Raw genomic sequence first — 21,253 nt, 5'->3', positions numbered from 1 at the left:
GGCCTTTGAGGCAGTCAGCGATAATCCACAGGCCAAGCTGTCGGCCGTGATCAACTAAACGGCGAACTCAGCGGTCAGAACCATGATGAGTTACACCACTTCCCGGGACACGATCGGAAGCCTTGCAGAGTACCAGCGTGCCCACACAGCGAACATGGCGAAAATAGATTACTGGATGGCGGAAATGAAAAAAAATCGCGATGCGGAGGCTATTCGGCTAGGCGGCCTTCTGAAGCAACCTGAGTAGATTTGCTGGACAAGATGTGTGACCACCCATGTGTGGTGCCGCTGCAACACTGCTGCTACTTGAGCGCGACCGTGCCAACTTGGGCCGCTGGTGCCACCCTTGTCATGACAAGTGCAACCGCCCCTCGGAAAAGGGCTTCGCAAGTGCAACCTTTCCGTGCACAATCGCGCCCCTCTTTTCCGGTTGAGTTGGGCGAAGGCACTGTTTCGCCATTCTCAGCCTGTTACAGTCTTGCGAGTGGAGCTTCACCCGGAATGAATGAGCAGGCCCCAAGCGTTGAACAACGCTTTGTAGAATCGACCCCCGCCACTCTCGGCAGCTGGGCGCGTCACGACACCACCTGGATGCTGGGCCTGTTCGGCACGGCCATTGGCGCCGGAACCCTGTTCCTGCCGATCAACGCCGGGCTTGGCGGTTTCTGGCCGCTGCTGATCCTGGCTGTACTGGCCTTCCCAATGACCTACTTCGCCCACCGCGGGTTGACCCGCTTCGTGCTCTCCGGGCGCAATGGTGGCGACATCACCGAAGTGGTCAAAGAGCACTTCGGCAGTAACGCCGGTGCCGCGATCACCGTGCTCTACTTCTTCGCGATCTTCCCCATCCTGCTTATCTATAGCGTGGCACTGACCAACACCGTGTCCAGCTTCATGGAGCACCAGTTGCACATGCAGCCGCCGCCGCGTGTGATCCTGTCGTTCGTACTGATCCTCGGCCTGCTGGCCATCGTGCGCTGCGGCGAGCAGGCCACTGTCAAGGTCATGAGCCTGCTGGTGTACCCGTTCATCGTCGCCCTGGCCCTGCTGGGCCTGTACCTGGTGCCGCATTGGACCGGTGGCATCCTCGACAGCGCCACCCAGGTGCCGCCGGCCTCGGCCTTCCTGCACACCCTGTGGCTGGCCATTCCGGTAATGGTGTTCTCGTTCAACCACTCGCCGATCATTTCGGCCTTCGCCGTCGACCAGAAACGCCGCTACGGCGAGCATGCCGACGAGCGTAGCGGCCAGATCCTGCGCCGTGCCCACCTGCTGATGGTGGTGATGGTGCTGTTCTTCGTGTTCAGCTGCGTGCTCACCCTGAGCAGCGCCCAACTGGCCGAAGCCAAGGCACAGAACCTGTCGATCCTGTCGTACCTGGCCAACCACTTCAGCAACCCGACCATCGAGTTCGCTGCGCCGCTGATCGCCTTCGTGGCCATCGCCAAGTCGTTCCTGGGCCATTACATCGGTGCCAGTGAAGGCCTCAAGGGTATTATCGCCAAGACCGGTGCACGCCCGGGTGCCAAAACCCTGGACCGCGTGGTAGCCGCGTTGATGCTGGTGGTGTGCTGGATCGTTGCCACCCTCAACCCGAGCATCCTCGGCATGATCGAATCGCTCGGCGGCCCGATCCTTGCGGTGCTGTTGTTCCTGATGCCGATGTACGCCATCCACCGTGTACCGTCGATGCGCAAGTACAGCGGTGCAGCCTCCAACGTGTTCGTTGTAGTGGTCGGCCTGGTTGCGTTGACCTCGGTGGTGTACGGCCTGCTGGGCTGATTCGCTGGCTAAAGAATGCCCGGGTCGCTTGTCGCAACCTGGGCATTTTTTTGTCCACAAAAATTGTCCGGCAATAGAACAATTTCACCTGCCCCCATAGGCACCCGGCCGCCTTCATGCTTAACTCAGTGTCCTTTTCAAACCCAGCATAAGGATTTCGTCATGGCTCAAGTGACTCTCAAAGGCGGCCCGGTTCAGGTCAACGGCGAACTGCCGAAAATCGGCGCCCAGGCTCCGGCATTCTCCCTGGTCGGTGAAGGCCTGGCTGACAAGTCGCTGAAGGACTACGCCGGCAAGCGCAAGGTGCTGAACATCTTCCCGAGCGTTGACACCCCAACCTGCGCCACCTCCGTGCGCAAGTTCAACGCCCAGGCCAACGATGTGGCCAACACCGTGGTGCTGTGCATCTCCGCCGACCTGCCGTTTGCCCAAGCACGCTTCTGCGGTGCCGAAGGCCTGGAAAACGTGAAGAACCTGTCGACCCTGCGTGGCCGCGAGTTCCTCGAAAACTACGGCGTTGCCATCGCCGACGGCCCGCTGGCCGGCCTGGCTGCCCGTGCCGTGGTGGTGCTGGATGAAAACGACAAAGTGCTGCACAGCGAACTGGTTGGCGAAATTGCTGACGAGCCGAACTACGATGCAGCGCTGGCAGTACTGAAGTAAGGGTTGCGGGGCAGGGCGGCTGAGTCCTGTGGTAGCCTCTTCGCGGGTGAACCCGCTCCCACAGGTAAAGCACAGCTTTTGACATCTGTGCGGTACCTGTGGGAGCGGGTTCACCCGCGAAAGGGCCCGCCCAGGCAACCGAAACCTTTCAGCCCGCCACTACTCCAAGCAACACCCTGAAACGGCCCGGAACGCTTTCCGGGCCGTTTTCATTTAAAGTTCAGCGTCTTGGCAACGTCAGCCAAAGGTAAACCTCTGGTAAAGGCCCTTTGCTAAAACGATGCCATTGCTTATCGTTCACCCTCCCCAAGCCGCCATTCCGAACAAGGTTCGTTCAACCCATGCAAGTGTCCAATTCCCGTTCCCCCCGTCGCTGGCTCGTCGGCCTGCTGATCCTGCTGCTGGTGGCTGCCCTGGCCTGGTGGCTGTGGCCTGCAGCAACGCCTGCGCATAAAGAAGCCGGCGGCGGCGGGCGCGGTGGCAAGGGCATGGGCATGATGGGCGGCCGCCCGGGCTTCGGCGGCTCCAGCGAAGCGGTGCCGGTGCGCGTCGAACCGGTACGCGTGGGTGACTTCCCCCTGTATTACAAAGCCCTGGGCACAGTCACTGCCACCAACACGGTCAATGTGCGCAGCCGTGTGGCTGGCGAACTGGTGAAGATCCACTTCAAGGAAGGCCAGCAGGTCAAGGCCGGCGACCTGCTCGCCGAAATCGACCCGCGCTCGTACCGCATCGCCCTGCAGCAGGCCGAAGGTACGCTGGCGCAAAACCAGGCGCAGCTTAAGAACGCCCAGGTGGATGTAGCCCGCTATAAAGGCCTGTACGCCGAAGACAGTATCGCCAAGCAAACCCTCGACACCGCCGAAGCGCAGGTGGCGCAGTTCCAGGGGCTGGTCAAGACCAACCAGGCACAGGTCAACGACGCCCGGCTGAACCTCGACTTCACCCAGATCCGTGCGCCGATCAACGGCCGCGTGGGCCTGCGTCAGCTGGACCTGGGCAACCTCGTTGCGGCCAACGACACCACGGCACTGGTGGTGATTACCCAGACCGAGCCGATCAACGTCGCCTTCACCCTGCCGGAAACCGAGCTGAGCACCGTGCTGGAACGCTACCGCAGCGGCGCCAGCCTGCCGGTCGAGGCCTGGGACCGCAGTGACAGCAAGCTGCAGTCCACAGGCGTGCTGGGTAGCATCGACAACCAGATCGACATTACGACCGGTACGCTCAAGTTCAAGGGCCGCTTCGAGAACAAGGACCTCGCCCTGTTCCCCAACCAGTTCGTCAACGTGCGCCTGCTGGCCGATACCCTCAAGCAGGTGATCATGGCCCCGGCAGCGGCCATCCAGTTTGGTAACGACGGTACCTTTGCCTATGTGGTAAACGCTGAAAATACGGTGAACGTGCGCAAGCTCAAGGTCGGCGCCAGCGATGGCGAGAACAGCGTCATCCTCGAAGGCCTGAAGGCGGGTGACCGCCTGGTGCTGGAAGGCACCGACCGCCTGCGCGAAGGCACCAAGGTGGAAGTGGTCGAAGACAGCTCGCAAGTACCGACCACCCCAGGCCAGCACCTGCAAGGCCAGGAAGCCAAAGGTTCGGCGCACACAGGTGAAGCGCAGCCTGGCAACGCAGCAGGCAAGGCGGGCGCATGAACCTCTCGCGTCTGTTCATCCTGCGGCCGGTCGCCACCACGCTGAGCATGCTGGCCATCGTCCTGGCCGGCCTGATCGCCTACAAGCTGCTGCCGGTTTCCGCTTTACCGCAGGTGGATTACCCGACCATCCGCGTCATGACGCTGTACCCCGGTGCCAGCCCGCAGGTGATGACCAGCGCGGTCACCGCTCCGCTCGAGCGCCAGTTCGGCCAGATGCCGGGCCTGAGCCAGATGGCCTCGACCAGCTCCGGCGGGGCGTCGGTGCTGACCCTGCGTTTCAACCTCGACATGAACATGGACGTTGCCGAGCAACAGGTGCAGGCCGCGATCAACGCCGCCAGTAACTTGCTGCCCAGCGACCTGCCGGCACCGCCGGTGTACAACAAGGTCAATCCGGCCGACACCCCGGTGCTGACCCTGGCCATTTCCAGCAAGACCATGCCGCTGCCCAAGCTCAACGACCTGGTCGATACGCGTGTGGCGCAAAAGCTCGCGCAGATCAGCGGCGTGGGCATGGTCAGCATTGCCGGCGGCCAGCGCCAGGCGGTACGCATCAAGGTCAACGTCGACGCCCTGGCGGCCAATGGCCTGAACCTGGATGACGTGCGTACGCTGATCGGTGCCTCGAACGTGAACCAGCCCAAGGGCAATTTCGATGGCCCCACCCGGGTGTCGATGCTCGATGCCAATGACCAGCTGCGTTCCCCCGAGGAATACGCCAACCTGATCCTGGCCTACACCAACGATGCGCCGTTGCGTCTGAAAGACGTGGCCGAAATCGTCGATGGTGCAGAAAACGAGCGCCTGGCCGCCTGGGCCAACGAAAACCACGCGGTGCTGCTGAACATCCAGCGCCAGCCAGGCGCCAACGTCATCGAAGTGGTCGACCGCATCAAGGAACTGTTGCCGTCGATCACCGACAACCTGCCGGCGGGCCTCGATGTGTCGGTGCTGACCGACCGCACCCAGACCATTCGCGCCGCAGTCAAGGACGTACAGCATGAACTGCTGATCGCCATCGTCCTGGTGGTAATGGTCACCTTCGTATTCCTGCGCCGTTTCAGCGCCACCCTCATTCCGTCGATTGCCGTGCCACTGTCGCTGATCGGCACCTTCGGCGTGATGTACCTGGCGGGGTTCTCGGTGAACAACCTGACGCTGATGGCCCTGACCATTGCCACCGGGTTTGTGGTCGACGACGCCATCGTCATGCTGGAGAACATCTCCCGGCACATCGAAGAGGGCGAGACGCCCATGCAGGCGGCGCTCAAGGGCGCCCGGCAGATCGGCTTCACCCTGATTTCGCTAACCTTCTCGCTGATTGCAGTACTGATCCCGCTGCTGTTCATGGCTGACGTGGTCGGCCGCCTGTTCCGCGAGTTCGCCATCACCCTGGCGGTGGCCATCCTGATTTCCCTGGTGGTGTCGCTGACCCTGACGCCGATGATGTGCGCGCGCCTGCTCAAGCGCGAGCCCAAGGAAGAAGAACAAGGCCGCTTCTACCGCGCCAGCGGCGCCTGGATCGACTGGCTGATCAAACATTACGGCAACGCCCTGCAGTGGGTACTCAAGCACCAGCCGCTGACCCTGCTGGTAGCCGTGGCCAGCCTGGTACTGACCGTCTTCCTGTACATGGTGGTACCCAAGGGCTTCTTCCCGGTGCAGGACACAGGGGTGATCCAGGGCATTTCCGAAGCACCGCAGTCCACTTCGTTCGCCGCCATGAGCGAGCGCCAGCAGGCCCTGAGCAAGGTGATCCTGCAGGACCCTGCCGTGCAGAGCCTGTCATCCTACATTGGCGTCGATGGCGACAACGCCACGCTCAACAGCGGCCGCCTGCTGATCAACCTCAAGCCACACGGCGAACGCGATGTCACCGCCACTGAAGTGATCAGCCGCTTGCAGCCGCAACTTGACCGGCTGGTGGGCATCCGCCTGTTCATGCAACCGGTGCAGGACCTGAGCATCGAAGACCGGGTCAGCCGTACCCAGTACCAGTTCAGCCTGTCATCGCCGGACGCCGACCTGCTGTCGCAGTGGAGCGGCAAGCTGGTGCAGGCGCTGCAGCAGCGCGCGGAACTGGCCGACGTGGCCAGTGACCTGCAGGACAAGGGCCTGCAGGTGTACCTGGTGATCGACCGTGACATGGCCAGCCGCCTGGGCATCAACGTGGCGCAGATCACCAACGCCCTGTACGACGCCTTCGGCCAGCGGCAGATCTCGACCATCTACACCCAGGCCAGCCAGTACCGCGTGGTGTTGCAGTCGAAAGACGCGGCAGTCATCGGCCCACAGGCGCTGGAGTCGATCCACGTCAAGGCCGCCGATGGCGGCCAGGTAAGGCTGTCGGCACTGGCGCGCATCGAGCAGCGCCAGGCCCAACTGGCCATTTCCCACATCGGCCAGTTCCCGGCGGTGACCCTGTCGTTCAACCTTGGCCACGGTGCATCGCTGGGCGAGGCGGTGCAGGTGATCGAGCAGGTGCAGAAAGACATCGGCATGCCGCTGGGGGTACAAACCCGCTTCCAGGGCGCGGCGGAGGCTTTCCAGGCGTCACTGTCGAGCACCTTGCTGTTGATTCTGGCGGCGGTGGTGACCATGTACATCGTGCTGGGCGTGCTGTACGAAAGCTACATCCACCCGGTGACCATCCTCTCGACCCTGCCGTCGGCGGCGGTGGGGGCCTTGCTGGCCTTGCTCATCAGCGGCAACGACCTGGGCATGATCGCCATCATCGGCATCATCCTGCTGATCGGCATCGTCAAGAAGAACGCGATCATGATGATCGACTTTGCCCTTGAGGCCGAGCGCCATCAGGGCATGAGCCCGCGCGATGCGATTTACCAGGCGGCGCTGCTGCGCTTCCGACCGATCCTGATGACCACCCTGGCCGCGCTGTTTGGTGCCGTGCCGCTGATGCTCGCCACCGGTTCCGGGGCCGAGCTGCGCCAGCCGCTGGGCCTGGTGATGGTCGGCGGGTTGCTGGTCAGCCAGGTGCTGACGCTGTTCACCACGCCGGTCATCTACCTGTACTTCGACCGCTTGGCCCGCCGCTGGCGCCCGGCCACTGACGTGAAGCAGGCCGAGGCATGAACCTGTCTGGTCCTTTCATCCGTCGCCCTGTAGCGACTATGCTGCTGAGCCTGGCGATCATGCTGCTGGGCGGGGTCAGCTTCGGCCTCTTGCCTGTGTCACCGCTGCCGCAGATGGACTTCCCCGTCATCGTGGTGTCGGCCAACTTGTCCGGCGCCAGCCCGGAGGTCATGGCCTCCACCGTGGCCACGCCACTGGAGCGCAAGCTGGGCAGCATCGCCGGCGTGACCACATTGACCAGCAGCTCCAACCAGGGCTCCACGCGCGTCATCATCGGCTTCGAGATGGGCCGCGACATCGACGGCGCGGCGCGCGAGGTGCAGGCAGCGATCAACGCCACCCGTAACCTGCTGCCCAGCGGCATGCGCAGCATGCCCACCTACAAGAAGATCAACCCGTCGCAAGCACCGATCATGGTGCTGTCGCTGACGTCGGACGTGCTGCAGAAAGGCCAGCTGTACGACCTGGCCGACACTATCCTGTCGCAGAGCTTGGCCCAGGTATCGGGGGTAGGGGAGGTGCAGATCGGCGGCAGTTCGCTGCCGGCGGTGCGCATTGCCGTCGAGCCGCAATTGCTCAACCAGTACGGCGTGTCGCTGGACGATGTGCGTACTGCCGTGTCCAACGCCAACCAGCGCCGGCCCATGGGCTTTGTCGAGGATGCCGAGCGTAACTGGCAGGTGAGGGCCAACGACCAGCTGGAAAGCGCCAAGGATTACGAGCCGGTGGTGATCCGGCAGCAGAACGGCACCATCCTGCGCCTGTCCGACGTGGCCACCATTACCGATGGTGTGGAAAACCGCTACAACAGCGGTTTCTTCAATGACCAGAGCGCGGTGCTGCTGGTGGTCAACCGCCAGACCGGTGCCAACATCATCGAAACGGTCGACCAGATCAAGGCGCAGTTGCCTGCGCTGCAGTCGTTGCTGCCAGCCAATGTGCAACTGAACGTGGCAATGGACCGCTCGCCGGTGATCAAGGCCACCCTGAAGGAGGCCGAACACACCCTGCTGATCGCTGTGGTGCTGGTGATCCTGGTGGTGTACCTGTTCCTCGGCAGCCTGCGCGCCTCACTCATCCCCAGCCTGGCAGTGCCAGTGTCGCTGGTGGGGACTTTCGCGGTCATGTACCTGTGCGGCTTCTCGCTCAACAACCTGTCGCTGATGGCCTTGATCCTTGCCACTGGCCTGGTGGTGGACGACGCCATCGTGGTGCTGGAGAACATCTCGCGGCACATCGAGGACGGCCAGCCGCCGATGAAGGCGGCCTTCCTGGGGGCCAAGGAAGTGGGCTTCACCTTGCTGTCGATGAACGTGTCGCTGGTGGCGGTATTCATCTCCATCCTGTTCATGGGCGGCATCGTGCGCAACCTGTTCCAGGAGTTCTCGATCACACTGGCGGCGGCGATCATCGTGTCGCTGGTGGTATCGCTGACCCTCACGCCGATGCTGTGCGCGCGCTGGCTCAAGCCGCACCAGGCCGAGCCGACTCGCGTGCAGCGCTGGAGCGACAAGGTGCACCAGCGCATGGTCAACGCCTATGACCGCAGCCTGGGCTGGGTCTTGCGCCACAAGGGCCTGACCCTGCTCAGCCTGCTGGCGACCATTGCTATCAACATCGCCCTGTATGTGGTGGTGCCCAAGACGCTGATGCCGCAGCAGGACACTGGCCAGCTGATGGGATTTATCCGCGGTGATGACGGCCTGTCGTTCAGCGTGATGCAGCCGAAAATGGAGATCTACCGGCGCGCCTTGCTGGCCGACCCGGCAGTGCAGAGCGTTGCCGGTTTCATCGGTGGCAACAGCGGCACCAACAATGCCATGGTGCTGGTGCGCCTGAAGCCGATCAGCGAGCGCAAGATCGATGCGCAGAAGGTGATCGAGCGCCTGCGCAAGGAAATGCCCAAAGTGCCCGGAGGTCGGCTGTTCCTGATGGCCGACCAGGACCTGCAACTGGGTGGCGGCGGGCGTGACCAGAGCTCGTCGCAGTACCTGTATACCCTGCAGAGCGGCGACCTGGCGGCATTGCGCCAGTGGTTCCCCAAGGTGGTTGCGGCGCTGCGTGCACTGCCGGAGCTGACCGCCATCGACGCCCGTGACGGCTCCGGTACCCAGCAGGTGACGCTGGTGGTCGACCGTGACCAAGCCAAGCGCCTGGGCATCGACATGGACATGGTGACCACGGTCCTTAACAACGCCTACAGCCAGCGTCAGATCTCCACCATCTACGACAGCCTCAACCAGTACCAGGTGGTGCTGGAGATCAACCCCAAATACGCCTGGGACCCGAGCACGCTGGAGCAGGTGCAAGTGATTACCGCCGACGGCGCTCGCGTGCCGCTGTCGACCATCGCCCGCTACGAGAACAGCCTGGCCAACGACCGGGTCAGCCACGAAGGCCAGTTCGCCTCGGAAGACATCGCCTTCGACGTCGCCGAAGGCTACAGCCCCGACCAGGCCATGGCGGCGCTGGAACGCGCGGTGGCCAAACTGGGCTTGCCCGAAGAGGTAATTGCCAAGCTGGGTGGTACGGCCGATGCCTTCGCCAAGACCCAGCAGGGCCAGCCATTCATGATCCTTGGCGCACTGCTGCTGGTGTATCTGGTGCTGGGCATTCTTTATGAAAGCTACATCCACCCGCTGACCATTCTCTCGACACTGCCTTCGGCAGGCGTTGGTGCCTTGCTGACGTTGTACGTCACCGGTGGCGAATTCAGCTTGATCTCGCTGTTGGGGTTGTTCCTGCTGATCGGTGTGGTGAAGAAGAACGCCATTTTGATGATCGACCTGGCCTTGCAGCTGGAGCGCCATCAGGGCATGTCGCCGGAAGAGTCGATCCGCCGTGCCTGCCTGCTGCGCCTGCGACCGATCCTGATGACCACCCTGGCCGCCATCCTTGGCGCCTTGCCGCTGCTGCTGAGCCATGCCGAGGGCGCGGAAATGCGCCAGCCGCTGGGCCTGACCATCATCGGTGGCCTGGTGTTCAGCCAGGTCCTCACCCTTTACACGACGCCGGTTGTCTACCTGTACCTGGACCGCCTGCGCCACCGTTTCAACCGTTGGCGCGGCGTGCGCACCGACGCCGCCCTGGAAACCCCGCTATGACTTTTGCCCAGACCCCACTTCACCGTGCGCTGCAAGCGCTGACCCGTGGGCGTGGCTCGCGCCTGCTCGGCGCCGGGTTGTGCGTGGCCTTGCTCAGTGCCTGTACCCTGAGCCCGGACTACCACCGCCCAGAGCTGAACAGCCCGGCGGCGCAGTTCAAACACGCCGAAGGCTGGAGCCAGGCCACGCCATCCGATGCCATCGCCCGCGGCGCCTGGTGGGAAATCTACGGCGATACCGGGCTGAATGCGTTGGTCGAGGAGCTTAACCGCAGCAACCAGACCGTGGCGCAATCAGAAGCGCAGTACCGCCAGGCCCAGGCGCTGGTGCGCAGCAGCCGTGCGGCGCTGTTCCCCAGCCTGGACCTGAGTGCCAGCAAGAACCGCTCGGCGCAGGGTACCGGCAGCTCCAGTTCCAGCTTGTCCAACAACAGCAGCGGCATCCGCAATACCTACAACGCCCAGCTCGGTGTCAGCTGGGAAATCGACCTGTGGGGCAAGTTGCGCGAAACCATGAATGCCAACGAGGCCAGTGCCGAAGCCAGCCTCGCCGATCTCGCTTCGATCCGCTTGAGCCAGCAATCGGAGCTTGTGCAGAACTACCTGCAATTGCGGGTCATCGATGAGCAGAAGCGTTTGCTGGAAGCCACCGTGGCGGCCTATGAGCGCTCGTTGCGGATGACCGAGAACCAGTACCGCGCTGGTGTCTCTGGCCCGGATGCCGTCGCCCAGGCGCGTACCCAGCTGAAGAGCACCCAGGCTGATTTGATCGACCTGATCTGGCAGCGTGCGCAGTTCGAGAACGCCATCGCCGTGCTGCTGGGCAAGACCCCGGCCGATTTTGCCCTGGCTGACAGCAAGGCCATTCCGGCATTGCCGCAAATTCCGGTTTCGCTGCCGTCGCAGCTGCTGGAGCGTCGGCCGGACATCGCTGCTGCCGAACGCAACGTGATGGCGGCCAACGCCAATATCGGTGTGTCGCGGGCAGCGTACTTCCCCGACCTCAGCCTGAGCATGAGTGGTGGTTATTCCAGCAGCAGCTTCAGCAACTGGATCGAACTGCCCAACCGCTACTGGTCGGTAGGCCCGCAGCTGGCGCTGACCCTGTTCGACGCCGGCAAGCGCAGCGCCGAGGTGGACCGTACGGTGGCGGTGTATGACCAGACCGTGGCGCAGTATCGCCAGACCGTGCTGGATGGCTTCAAGGAAGTGGAAAATCTGTTGGTGCAGTTGAAGGTGTATGGCGATGAAGCCGTGGTTCGCCAGGAGGCGCTGGACGCTGCCCGCGAGTCGCTGCGCCTGACCGAGAACCAGTACCGCGCGGGGCTGATTGGCTACCTGGATGTCGTTAACGTACAGACCACGGCGCTGAGCAACGAGCGCAGCGTGTTGAACCTGCTGCAAGGGCGCCTGGTGGCCAGTGTGCAACTGGTGGCCGCGCTGGGCGGCGGCTGGGATGCAGAGCAGGCGTTTGCCGAGCAGGACTGAAGTGAACGCACGCTTTTGTGGGAGCGGCCTCGTGTCGCGAAGCGGCCCCAGATTATCAGCACAAACATCAATATTGCCGGGGCTGCTTCGCAGCCCTTTCGCGACACAAGGCCGCTCCCACAAAGTACGCCGCAGATCTGCTTAGGGCTCGCATTGGATCCATTCCCATTCGCAAAAACCCCGTGCGTTTCGCCTAAGCTTGAGTACAATCGTCAGCTTTTGCCGGGCCCCCTGTCCCGTCGCTGGAATTCCCAATGCTGACCGGTAGCTACTCCTCTTCGCTGGTGTTGATTTCGCTGTGCGTGGCGATTCTGGCGTCCTATACCGCCCTTGACCTGACCGGCCGTATTGCCACGGCCAAGGGGCGGGCGTCGTATTTGTGGATGGGAGGCGGCGCGCTGGCCATGGGCATCGGCGTGTGGTCGATGCACTTCATCGGCATGCTCGCGTTCAGCCTGCCCATCGACCTGGGCTATGACCTGGCCCTTACCGCGTTCTCGCTGCTGATCGCCGTCCTGTCCTCGGGTTTTGCCCTGTGGCTGGTGAGCCAGCCGAGCTTGCCGTGCCTGCAACTGGGTTTTGGCGCGCTGATCATGGGCGCTGGCATTGCCTGCATGCACTACACCGGCATGGCTGCGCTGCGCATGTTGCCGGGCATCGACTACGACCCGGCGCTGTTCGGGGCCTCGCTGCTGATCGCCGTGGGCGCCTCGGCAGCGGCGTTGTGGATCGCCTTCCGTTTGCGCCGGCACACCCCCTATGTGCGGCAGATCCGTGGCCTGGCGGCGGTGGTGATGGGCATCGCCATCGTTGGCATGCACTACACCGGCATGGCGGCGGCGAATTTCCCCGAGGGCAGCTTCTGCGGTGCTCTGGGCGGCGGGCTGCAGGGCGACGGCCTGGTCTATCTGGTGCTGATCACCACCCTGGCGGTACTGGCGGTGGCCTTGTTGACCTCGGTGCTGGATGCCCGCCTGGAGGCGCGCACTGCCGAGCTGGCCCGTTCGCTGACACTGGCCAACCAGGAACTGACCCAGCTGGCCCTGCACGATACCCTTACCGACCTGCCCAACCGTACCCTGCTGGCCGACCGCATCGAGCAGGCCATCGCCAAGGTGGCGGAGCAGGGTGGCTGTTTTGCCCTGATGTTCATCGACCTGGACGGCTTCAAGCCGGTCAACGATGCCTTTGGCCATCATATCGGTGACCTGCTGCTCAAGGCCGTGGCGTCCCGCCTGCGCGGCCACCTGCACAGCCAGGATACCCTCGCGCGTATCGGCGGCGACGAATTCGTGCTGCTGGTAGAGCTGCAGGAGCCTGACGATGCCATGGACGTGGCGGTCAAGCAGGTGAACCTGGTGTCACGGCCATTCCGCGTGGCCGAGCATGACTTGCAGCTGTCGGCGAGCCTGGGCATTGTCCTGTATCCCGGCAACGGCCAGGACCAGCACGAGCTGCTGCGCAATGCCGATGCCGCCATGTACCACGCCAAAAGCGCTGGCAAGAACGGCTACAGTTTCTTTGATGTGTCGATGAACAGCAACGCACGCCAGCAACTGCAACTGCTGCAGGACCTGCGCCAGGCTCTGGAGCAACGCCAGTTCCGCTTGCATTACCAGCCCAAGTTCGACGCCCAGGCCTGCCTGCCGATCGGTGCCGAGGCGTTGTTGCGTTGGGAGCACCCGCAGCACGGCCTGTTGCTGCCCGACCGCTTCATCGGTCTGGCGGAAAAGACCGGCCTGATCATCCCGATCGGTGAGTGGGTGCTTGACGAAGCCTGCCGGCAGATGCGGCATTGGCTGGATCAGGGGCACCAAGGCTGGCGCATGGCGGTGAACCTGTCGGCCATCCAGTTCTGCCATGCCGGGCTGGTCGAAAGCGTGGCCCGGGCCTTGAGGGAGAACAGGCTGCCGGCCAACTGCCTGACCCTGGAAATTACCGAAACCACTGCCATGCACGACGCCGATGCCAGCCTGACCGTGCTGCAACGCCTGTCCGACATGGGCGTGGACCTGTCCATCGATGATTTTGGCACCGGCTACTCCAGCCTGATGTACCTCAAGCGCCTGCCGGCCAATGAGCTGAAAATCGACCGTGGCTTCGTGCGAGACCTGGAGCAGGACAGTGACGATGCAGCGATTGTTTCGGCAATCGTCGCATTGGGCCAGGCGCTGGGCCTGCGCATCGTTGCCGAAGGGGTGGAGACCGACAAGCAGCAAGACTTCCTGACCCGTCTGGGTTGTGATTCGCTGCAAGGTTACCTGCTGGGGCAGCCGGTACCAGCCGAGCAATTCATGGGCAAGTTGCAGGCCTTGCACCAGGAGAAGAGCGCCTTGGTCTAGACAGCGTTGCGCAAGGTGAAGGCGGGGATGAAAGCGTCCATTTCCGCTTCGACGGCTTCAATGATGCGCTCTACATCGGCTGCGGCCATGATTGCCGCACACGGGATGCCGGCGATGGCCATCAGGGTTTCGCCGGTGGCGCGGTCGAACAGCCGCGCGATCATGCTGCGCGGCGCATCCATGGTGGCTTCGAAACCCAATGGGTGGAAATGCCAGCGCATCACCTGGCAGGCGTTGGGGAACGTCATCTTGTTCATGCCTGCCTCCTTGGTCCGTGCCTGGACATGGTCAACACCCCGCCACACACGTGGTGGCTGCCGGGAATGTAAAGATAGCAGCTGTCACGAGCGATTCTCGGCTGCCAACATGACAAATGTGCCAATCCATGACAGCGGTCACATCCGGGTCACCATGCCGATGTGACGGCGGCTTCCAGGCAAACGTTTTCCTGGCACGATCGCGCCGGTTAGCCTGTCCAATCAAGTAGATCTCACGGCTTGTTGGTGAAGTGTTTTTCGGACGAGCGGCGCAGTCACCCAAGCAGCCCCGCAGCAATGTTGATGGTGAATCCCAAAATCGCCGTATTGAACACGAAACCCACCAGCGAATGTGCCAGCACCACCCGGCGCAGTTGCCTGCCGGCAACGCCTACGTCGGAGGTTTGCACGGCCACGCTGATGGTGAACGAGAAGTAGTGAAAGTCCCAATAGTCCGGGTTGCGCTCGCCGTCGGCGAAACGCAACGGTGGTTCATGGTTGTGCCCGGTATAGAACAGGCGGGCGTAATGCAGGCTGAAGATGCAGCCGATCAACAGCCAGGAGCCGGCCACGGTCAGGCCGGTGTAGAGGTAGTGCAGGGCCAGTGCCGTGCCCTGCAGACCTTTGCTGGACACCAGTTGCAGGGTGACCGCAGCGAGGCTGGCGATGGCCGCGATGCACACGGTGAACAAGACCATGCCTGCGTTTTCGTCTTCGACGCGGGCAACCTTGCGGACCTTTTCCGGGCTGGCGTCCCAGGTGAGGTACAGCACCAGCAGCAGGTACAGCCATACGCCAAGGTTCCAGCCGGCGAGGATGTGCTGCACGGTGTCACCGGCGGGGATCAGCCAGGCGCCGACAAGGCCGACTGCGGCGGCGAAACTCAGGCGGGGGTGGGTTCGGGTCAGGCGGTGGAAAGCCATGGGGCCTCATTTACTGGGGGTGTGGCTACTACTCTAGACGGTTGCGGCCGGAGTACTGGTTTACACGGTCTTTGTGGGCGCGTTGCCTGCGGTTTTCTTTGATGTCGCCCATCGCACGGCATTGCAACTCTCAGTACACTGCATGCTCAAACACCAACATCCGTTGAACTCGAGGTTTTTGCATGACGCTCAGTCCTTTGGCAGGCAAGCCGGCTCCGGCCAGCGTGCTGGTCGATATTCCCCGACTGCTCACCGCCTACTACACCGGCCGCCCCGACGCTGCCGTGGCGGCCCAGCGGGTGGCCTTCGGCACCTCGGGGCACCGGGGCACTTCGCTTGAATTGAGTTTCAACGAATACCACGTGCTGGCCATTACCCAGGCCATCTGCCTGTACCGCCAGGAAAAGGGCATCGATGGCCCGCTGTTCATCGGCGCCGACACCCACGCGCTGTCGGCACCGGCCACTGCCAGCGCCCTGGAAGTGCTGGCTGCCAATGGCGTGCAGGTAATGCTGTCCAAGGACGACGAATACACGCCCACGCCGGCCGTGTCCCATGCCATCCTCTGCCATAACCGTGGCCGCAAGCAGGGCCTGGCCGACGGCATCGTCATCACCCCATCGCACAACCCGCCGCAAAGCGGTGGGTTCAAGTACAACCCGCCCAATGGCGGCCCTGCAGACAGCGACGTGACCAAATGGGTCGAGGCCAAGGCCAACGAGTTGCTGGCAGCGAACCTGGCGGGCGTCAAGCGCATGGGCCATGCCCAGGCGCTGCAGGCGCCGACCACCCACCGCCACGACTACGTGAGCAGCTACGTGGCGGACCTGGAAAACGTGATCGACTTCGACGTCATCCGCAGCGCCAAGCTGCGCCTGGGCGTCGACCCGTTGGGCGGGGCAGGGGTGCGCTACTGGTCGGCCATTGCCGAGCACTACAAGCTGGACCTGGAAGTGGTGAACACCGAGGTGGACCCGACCTTCCGCTTCATGACTGTCGACTGGGACGGCCAGATCCGCATGGACCCTTCCTCGCCGTATGCCATGCAAGGCCTGATCGGCCTGCGCGAGCGCTTCGACGTGGCTTTTGCCTGCGACCCGGACCACGACCGCCACGGCATCGTCACCTCCGACGGCCTGCTGGCGCCGAACAACTACCTGGCCGTCGCGATCGACTACCTGTTCCGCCACCGCCCGCAATGGCGCACTGACGCCGCGGTGGGCAAGACCGTGGTGTCCAGCGGCCTGATCGACCGCGTCACCCAGCGCCTGGGCCGTGAGCTGTACGAAGTGCCGGTGGGCTTCAAGTACTTTGCCCAAGGGTTGTTCGACGGCTCGCTTGGCTTTGGCGGCGAAGAGAGCGCCGGTGCGTCGTTCCTGCGCCGTGATGGTTCGGTCTGGGCGACCGACAAGGATGGGTTGATCCCGGCCTTGCTGGCCGCCGAGATGACCGCCCGCACCGGGCGCAACCCGAGCCAGGCCTATGCCGACCTGACTGACGCGCTGGGCAAGCCGTTCGCCACCCGCGTCGAGGCCAAGGCCGATGCGCGGCAGAAGGCGTTGTTGAGCAAGCTGGCGCCGGAACAGGTGAAATCGACCGAACTGGCGGGTGAGCCGATCGTGCAGATCCTCAGCCACGCACCGGGCAATGGCCAGGCGATTGGCGGGCTGAAGGTGATGACCGCCAATGGCTGGTTCGCCGCGCGGCCGTCGGGCACCGAAGACATCTACAAGATCTACGCCGAAAGCTTCATCGACGAGGCGCACCTGCAGCGCCTGGTGCAGGAAGCGCAGGTGCTGGTGGATGCGGCGATTGCCTGACCGGTAACAAACCGCTTGGTGCTGCGGCGCAACGTAAATTAGAATTAATCCTATTTACGCCGCCGCAGGGCCATCCCCATGATCGACGCCGCGCCGCCACCGGAGCCTAGCCTGCCTGCCCTGTACCGGGAGCATCGCAGCTGGCTTGAAACCTGGCTACGCCGGCGCCTGGGCAATGCCTGGGATGCCGCCGACCTCAGCCAGGATACCTTCCTGCGGGTATTGACCAGTGCCCAGCCATTGGCAGACATTCGTGAGCCACGCGCCTACTTGCTGACCGTGGGCAAGCGGCTGTTGAGCAACTTCTACCAGCGGCGCAGCCTGGAGCAGGCCTACCTTGATGCCCTGGCGCATCTGCCCGAGCAGCACGTGCCCTCGCCAGAGCAGCGCTGGGTGTTGCTGGAAACCCTGCAAGCCCTGGATGAGCTGCTCGATGGCCTGAAGGCGCCGGTGCGCAAGGCCTTTCTCTGGAGCCAGCTCGAAGGCCTGGGTTACGCCGAAATAGGCAAGCGCCTGGGCGTTTGCGATCGCTCCGTCAAACGTTACATGGCGCAGGCCTACGAACATTGCCTGCTGGCCGAGTTGCAATGACTACCCACTCACCCGAAACCCGCGAAGCTGTGCGTGCTGCCGCCCGCTGGCTGGCGCTGCTGGATTCTGGCAACGTCAGCGAGACGGATTTGTTGCGCCTGGCGCAATGGCGGGCCAGCAACAGGCTGCACGAAGACGCCTGGCAAAAGGCTTCAGTGCTGCGCGAGCGTTTTTCCGGATTACCCGGTGCTTTGGCCCTGGCCACTCTGGACCGCCCGGACCCCGGCCGCCGCGCGCTCCTCAAGCAAGCCCTGGGTGTAGCAGCATTGCTACCGGCCGCGTGGCTGGCAAGCCGGGAATTGCCGCTGGAGGCCTGGACGGCCGACATGCGCACCGCAGTAGGGGAGCGCCGGCAGGTGCTGCTGAGCGATGGCACCTTTGTGCAGTTGAACACTGACAGTGCGGTGGACGTCGACCTTGGCGCGCGCCGGCTGACGCTGTTGCGCGGTGAAGTGGCGATCAGGGTACCCGATAACCTGAGCCTGGCCGTGCAGGTGCCTTACGGCCAGGTTGCACTTGGGGGTGGCGGCTTCAATGCGGGCGAAGTGTGCTTGCGCCTGGTCGATCAGGCCTGCCGGGTTTCGGTCGTCACGGGGCTGGCCAGCCTGCAGCCACTGCGTGGCCCGGCCCGGGTGGTGCAGGCCGGGCAGCAGGCCAGCTTGCAGGTGGCAGACGTCGGGCCGGTCACAGCCCTGGACGAATGGTTGTTGGGTTGGCGCGAAGGCGTGCTGCGGCTGGATGACCGCCCCTTGGGCGAGCTGTTGCATGAGCTGCGAAGGTATCGCCACGGTGTGCTGCGCTGGGCGCCGGAACTGGAACGCCTGCGGGTGACTGGCACTTTCCGCCTGGACGATACCGACCGGGTGCTGGCCTTGCTGGCCGCCAGCCTGCCATTGCAGGTGCAGACGCGCACGCGTTACTGGGTGAGCCTGGCGGCGCGAGAAAATCGCGCATGAGGCTGTCCCCTTTTTTTCACTCGCCGGTCATTACCGGTAGCAGAAACCAAAGGGGAGCCTTGTTCAATGCCTGCAGTAATGTCTTGCCGCCTGCGCCCACTGGTGCGCGCAGCGCGTCCGTTGTTTGCCATGAGCCTGTTGTTGTGTGCACCCGCCTGGGCCGATGAAGCGGCGCGGCGTGCCTATCAGGTGCCAGCCGCCAGCCTGGGCGCCGCACTCACCCGGTTTGCCGACCAGGCCGGCGTCAGCCTTTCGCTGGACCCGGCACTGGTCCAGGGCCGGCAGAGCAATGGCCTGTCGGGTCGCTACAGTGTCGAAGAAGGGTTCTTGCAGCTGCTGAGTGGCAGCGGCCTGCAATTGCTGCCCGTGGGTGAGGGCGCGTTCACTCTGGTACCGGCACCCCAGGCGGGTGGCGCGCTGGAAATTGCCCCTACCAGCATTGTCGGCGGCCTGGCGGCAGGCGGTGAAGCACAGCCATATGCCGGTGGGCAGGTTGCGCGCCAAGGTGCACAGGGCCTGCTTGGCGCACGCGATTTCATGGAAACCCCGTTCAGCATCACCAGCTACACCAGCGAGCTGGTGAAGAACCAGCAAGCACGCACCTTGGGCGAGCTCATCGCCACCGACCCCTCGGTGCGTGCGACCAACCCGGCGGGTGGGCGTTTCGAGCAGTTCACCATTCGCGGCTTCAGCCTGTTCAACAGTGACGTGGCGTACAACGGCCTGTACGGCATCTTGCCGACCTACTCGATCGACATGGAAATGGCCGACCGGGTCGATATCATCAAAGGCCCCAGCCAGTTGATCAACGGCATTTCACCGCGTGGCAGCGTGGGCGGCGGCATCAATGTGCAGCCCAAGCGGGCCGGCGACAAGCCGATCACCGAGTTCACCGGCAGCTATGCGTCGGCTGGCCAGGCAGGCGGCGCAGTGGACGTTGGCCGGCGCTTTGGCGAAGGCCAACAGTTTGGCGTGCGCTTCAACGGTGTGAAGCAGGCGGGCGATACCGAATGGGACCACCAGCGCGTCGAGCGCGAAATGGCGGTGCTGGGCCTGGATTTTCGTGGCGAGCGCCTGCGCTTGTCGGCAGACCTCGGCCACACTGAGCGTGACACCGATGCGCCGCAAGAGCGTGTGCTGGTCGGTGCCAACGCCAAAGTGCCGGACGCCAACGATGTACGCCACAACTATGCCCAGGCCTGGAGCAAGGCGCGCACCAACGACACCTTTGGCGCACTGCATGCCGAGTACGACGTAAGCGAGTCGCTGCTGGCCTATGGCGCGGTCGGCGCGCGCAAAAGCAACCATGACTTCCTGCGGCACAACGTGTCCATCACCAGCGATGCCGGTGATTTCACCGTGCAGCCGCGCGACTTTACCCGCGATGAAACGGTGCGCACCGCCATGGCGGGTGTGCGCAACTGGTTCCACACCGGGCCCGTCAGCCACGAGCTGAACCTGGCCGCTACCTACTTCTACATGGACTTCACCAACGGCGGCGCGCGCTATGCTTCGGCGCCCAGTAACCTCTACAACCCGGTAGCGACACCGACGCCTGGTACGCCCACCCGCATTGATCCAGAGGTCTACACGGAAAACCGCTTCTCTGGCGTGGCTTTGGCCGACACCCTCGGGTTTTTCGATGACCGCCTGTTGCTGACCCTGGGGGCACGTTGGCAGCGGGTGCAAGTGGATGACTGGAGCGATGGCGTCAAAGGCGACACCGCCTACGACGAAGAAAAAGTCTCGCCCTCTGGCGGCGTGTTGCTCAAGGTTACCGACCAGCTGTCGTTGTACGCCAACTACATGGAAGGCCTGAGCCAGGGCAAGATCGCACCGTCGACCTCGGTCAACGAAGACCAGATCTTCCCGCCGTTCACCAGCCGCCAGGTTGAGGTGGGGGCCAAGTACGACCTGGGCCAGGTCGCCTTTACCGCCAGTGCCTTCCGCATCCGCCAGCCGGCCTACGAGACCAACGCCACTTCGCGGGTGTTCGGCCCCAATGGCAAACGCGACAACCGTGGTATCGAGCTGAGCGTGTTCGGTGAGCCCGTACAAGGGGTGCGGGTGCTGGGTGGGGTGATGTATATCGACAGCGAGCTGACCGATACCGTGGGTGGCGCCGTTGATGGCAACCGCGCGCCGGCCACGCCCGAGTACAACGTCAACCTCGGCGCCGAATGGGACGTGCCGGGAGTGAGTGGCCTGACACTGACGGCGCGGGGCATTCACTCCAGCTCGCAATACCTGGACCAGAACAACAGCAAGCAGATCGACGGCTGGGAGCGCTACGACCTGGGGGCGCGCTACGCCTTCAACGTGGACGCTACCGAGGTTACCTTGCGGGCCAGTGTCGAGAACGTGCTGGATGATCGCTACTGGAGCTCGGCCGGTGCCTCGGATGACAGTGAGCCGGGGCTGACCCTTTCCACGCCGCGGACCTACCTCCTATCGGCAACCGTAGGTTTCTAGCTCAAGCAGCCGGGGCCGCTTTGCGGCCCGTCGCCGGCAAGCCAGCTCCCACACTGTTCGCGCCAGCCGGGAACAATGCCATCCTTGTGGGAGCTGGCTTGCCGGCGAT

At 63.6% G+C, this 21,253-nt stretch carries 13 protein-coding genes; 11 read left to right on the top strand and 2 right to left on the bottom strand.

The window, feature by feature from the left end:
* Positions 1-501: 501 nt before the first annotated feature.
* From WF331_RS23315 to WF331_RS23285, 7 genes are all read left to right on the top strand, one after another.
* Positions 502-1,782: a serine/threonine transporter gene (locus WF331_RS23315; RefSeq protein ID WP_151326487.1), complete on the top strand. Its 1,281-nt coding sequence runs from the start codon at positions 502-504 to the stop codon at positions 1,780-1,782.
* A 162-nt stretch (positions 1,783-1,944) separates the two neighbouring features.
* Entirely contained in the window at positions 1,945-2,445 is a 501-nt protein-coding gene (gene tpx / locus WF331_RS23310; RefSeq protein WP_016499320.1) for a thiol peroxidase, read from the top strand.
* Positions 2,446-2,786: 341 nt separating this feature from the next.
* Positions 2,787-4,097, top strand: a complete 1,311-nt coding sequence (locus WF331_RS23305) for an MdtA/MuxA family multidrug efflux RND transporter periplasmic adaptor subunit (RefSeq protein ID WP_061204146.1) — start codon at positions 2,787-2,789, stop codon at positions 4,095-4,097.
* Positions 4,094-7,192, top strand: a complete 3,099-nt coding sequence (locus WF331_RS23300; RefSeq protein WP_284360859.1) for an MdtB/MuxB family multidrug efflux RND transporter permease subunit — start codon at positions 4,094-4,096, stop codon at positions 7,190-7,192. Before WF331_RS23305 ends, WF331_RS23300 begins: the two co-directional genes overlap by 4 nt.
* Positions 7,189-10,296, top strand: a complete 3,108-nt coding sequence (locus WF331_RS23295; protein WP_284360862.1) for an efflux RND transporter permease subunit — start codon at positions 7,189-7,191, stop codon at positions 10,294-10,296. Before WF331_RS23300 ends, WF331_RS23295 begins: the two co-directional genes overlap by 4 nt.
* Positions 10,293-11,783 (top strand): efflux transporter outer membrane subunit, encoded by a 1,491-nt coding sequence (locus WF331_RS23290; RefSeq protein ID WP_016499324.1) that lies wholly within the window; start codon positions 10,293-10,295, stop codon positions 11,781-11,783. The genes WF331_RS23295 and WF331_RS23290 overlap by 4 nt, the downstream gene beginning before the upstream one ends.
* Positions 11,784-12,037: 254 nt before the next feature.
* The gene (locus WF331_RS23285) at positions 12,038-14,125 is read left to right on the top strand and encodes a putative bifunctional diguanylate cyclase/phosphodiesterase (RefSeq protein ID WP_284360865.1); all 2,088 of its coding nucleotides are present in this window, start codon (positions 12,038-12,040) and stop codon (positions 14,123-14,125) included.
* Here WF331_RS23285 and WF331_RS23280 read toward each other — a convergent pair.
* Together WF331_RS23280 and WF331_RS23275 are read right to left on the bottom strand one after the other, a co-directional pair.
* Positions 14,122-14,382 carry a DUF1652 domain-containing protein gene (locus WF331_RS23280; RefSeq protein WP_016499326.1) on the bottom strand — a complete coding sequence of 87 codons (261 nt, stop codon included), beginning with the start codon at positions 14,380-14,382 and terminating at the stop codon, positions 14,122-14,124. The genes WF331_RS23285 and WF331_RS23280 overlap by 4 nt on opposite strands.
* A 275-nt stretch (positions 14,383-14,657) precedes the next feature.
* The gene (locus WF331_RS23275) at positions 14,658-15,305 is read right to left on the bottom strand and encodes a DUF1345 domain-containing protein (protein WP_016499327.1); all 648 of its coding nucleotides are present in this window, start codon (positions 15,303-15,305) and stop codon (positions 14,658-14,660) included.
* Positions 15,306-15,487: 182 nt separating this feature from the next.
* Between WF331_RS23275 and pgm the strand changes: the two genes are divergently transcribed.
* The 4 genes from pgm to WF331_RS23255 all read left to right on the top strand — a co-directional run bounded on the left by pgm (position 15,488) and on the right by WF331_RS23255 (position 21,144).
* On the top strand, positions 15,488-17,125 hold the full coding sequence (pgm, locus tag WF331_RS23270) for a phosphoglucomutase (alpha-D-glucose-1,6-bisphosphate-dependent) (protein ID WP_284360868.1): 1,638 nt from the start codon (positions 15,488-15,490) through the stop codon (positions 17,123-17,125).
* A gap of 78 nt (positions 17,126-17,203) precedes the next feature.
* Positions 17,204-17,716 carry a sigma-70 family RNA polymerase sigma factor gene (locus WF331_RS23265; RefSeq protein ID WP_284360869.1) on the top strand — a complete coding sequence of 171 codons (513 nt, stop codon included), beginning with the start codon at positions 17,204-17,206 and terminating at the stop codon, positions 17,714-17,716.
* Positions 17,713-18,672, top strand: coding sequence for a FecR domain-containing protein (locus WF331_RS23260; protein WP_174370058.1), 960 nt, complete (start codon positions 17,713-17,715; stop codon positions 18,670-18,672). The genes WF331_RS23265 and WF331_RS23260 overlap by 4 nt, the downstream gene beginning before the upstream one ends.
* A 66-nt stretch (positions 18,673-18,738) precedes the next feature.
* Positions 18,739-21,144, top strand: coding sequence for a TonB-dependent receptor (locus tag WF331_RS23255; RefSeq protein ID WP_340623333.1), 2,406 nt, complete (start codon positions 18,739-18,741; stop codon positions 21,142-21,144).
* Positions 21,145-21,253 lie beyond the last annotated feature (109 nt).

Origin of the sequence: Pseudomonas sp. YNh, assembly GCF_037993085.1 — a bacterium.
Classification (GTDB): Bacteria; Pseudomonadota; Gammaproteobacteria; order Pseudomonadales; family Pseudomonadaceae; genus Aquipseudomonas; species Aquipseudomonas putida.
The sequence above is the reverse complement of the archived record's forward strand: the minus strand, read 5'-3'. Positions and strand labels throughout refer to the sequence as shown.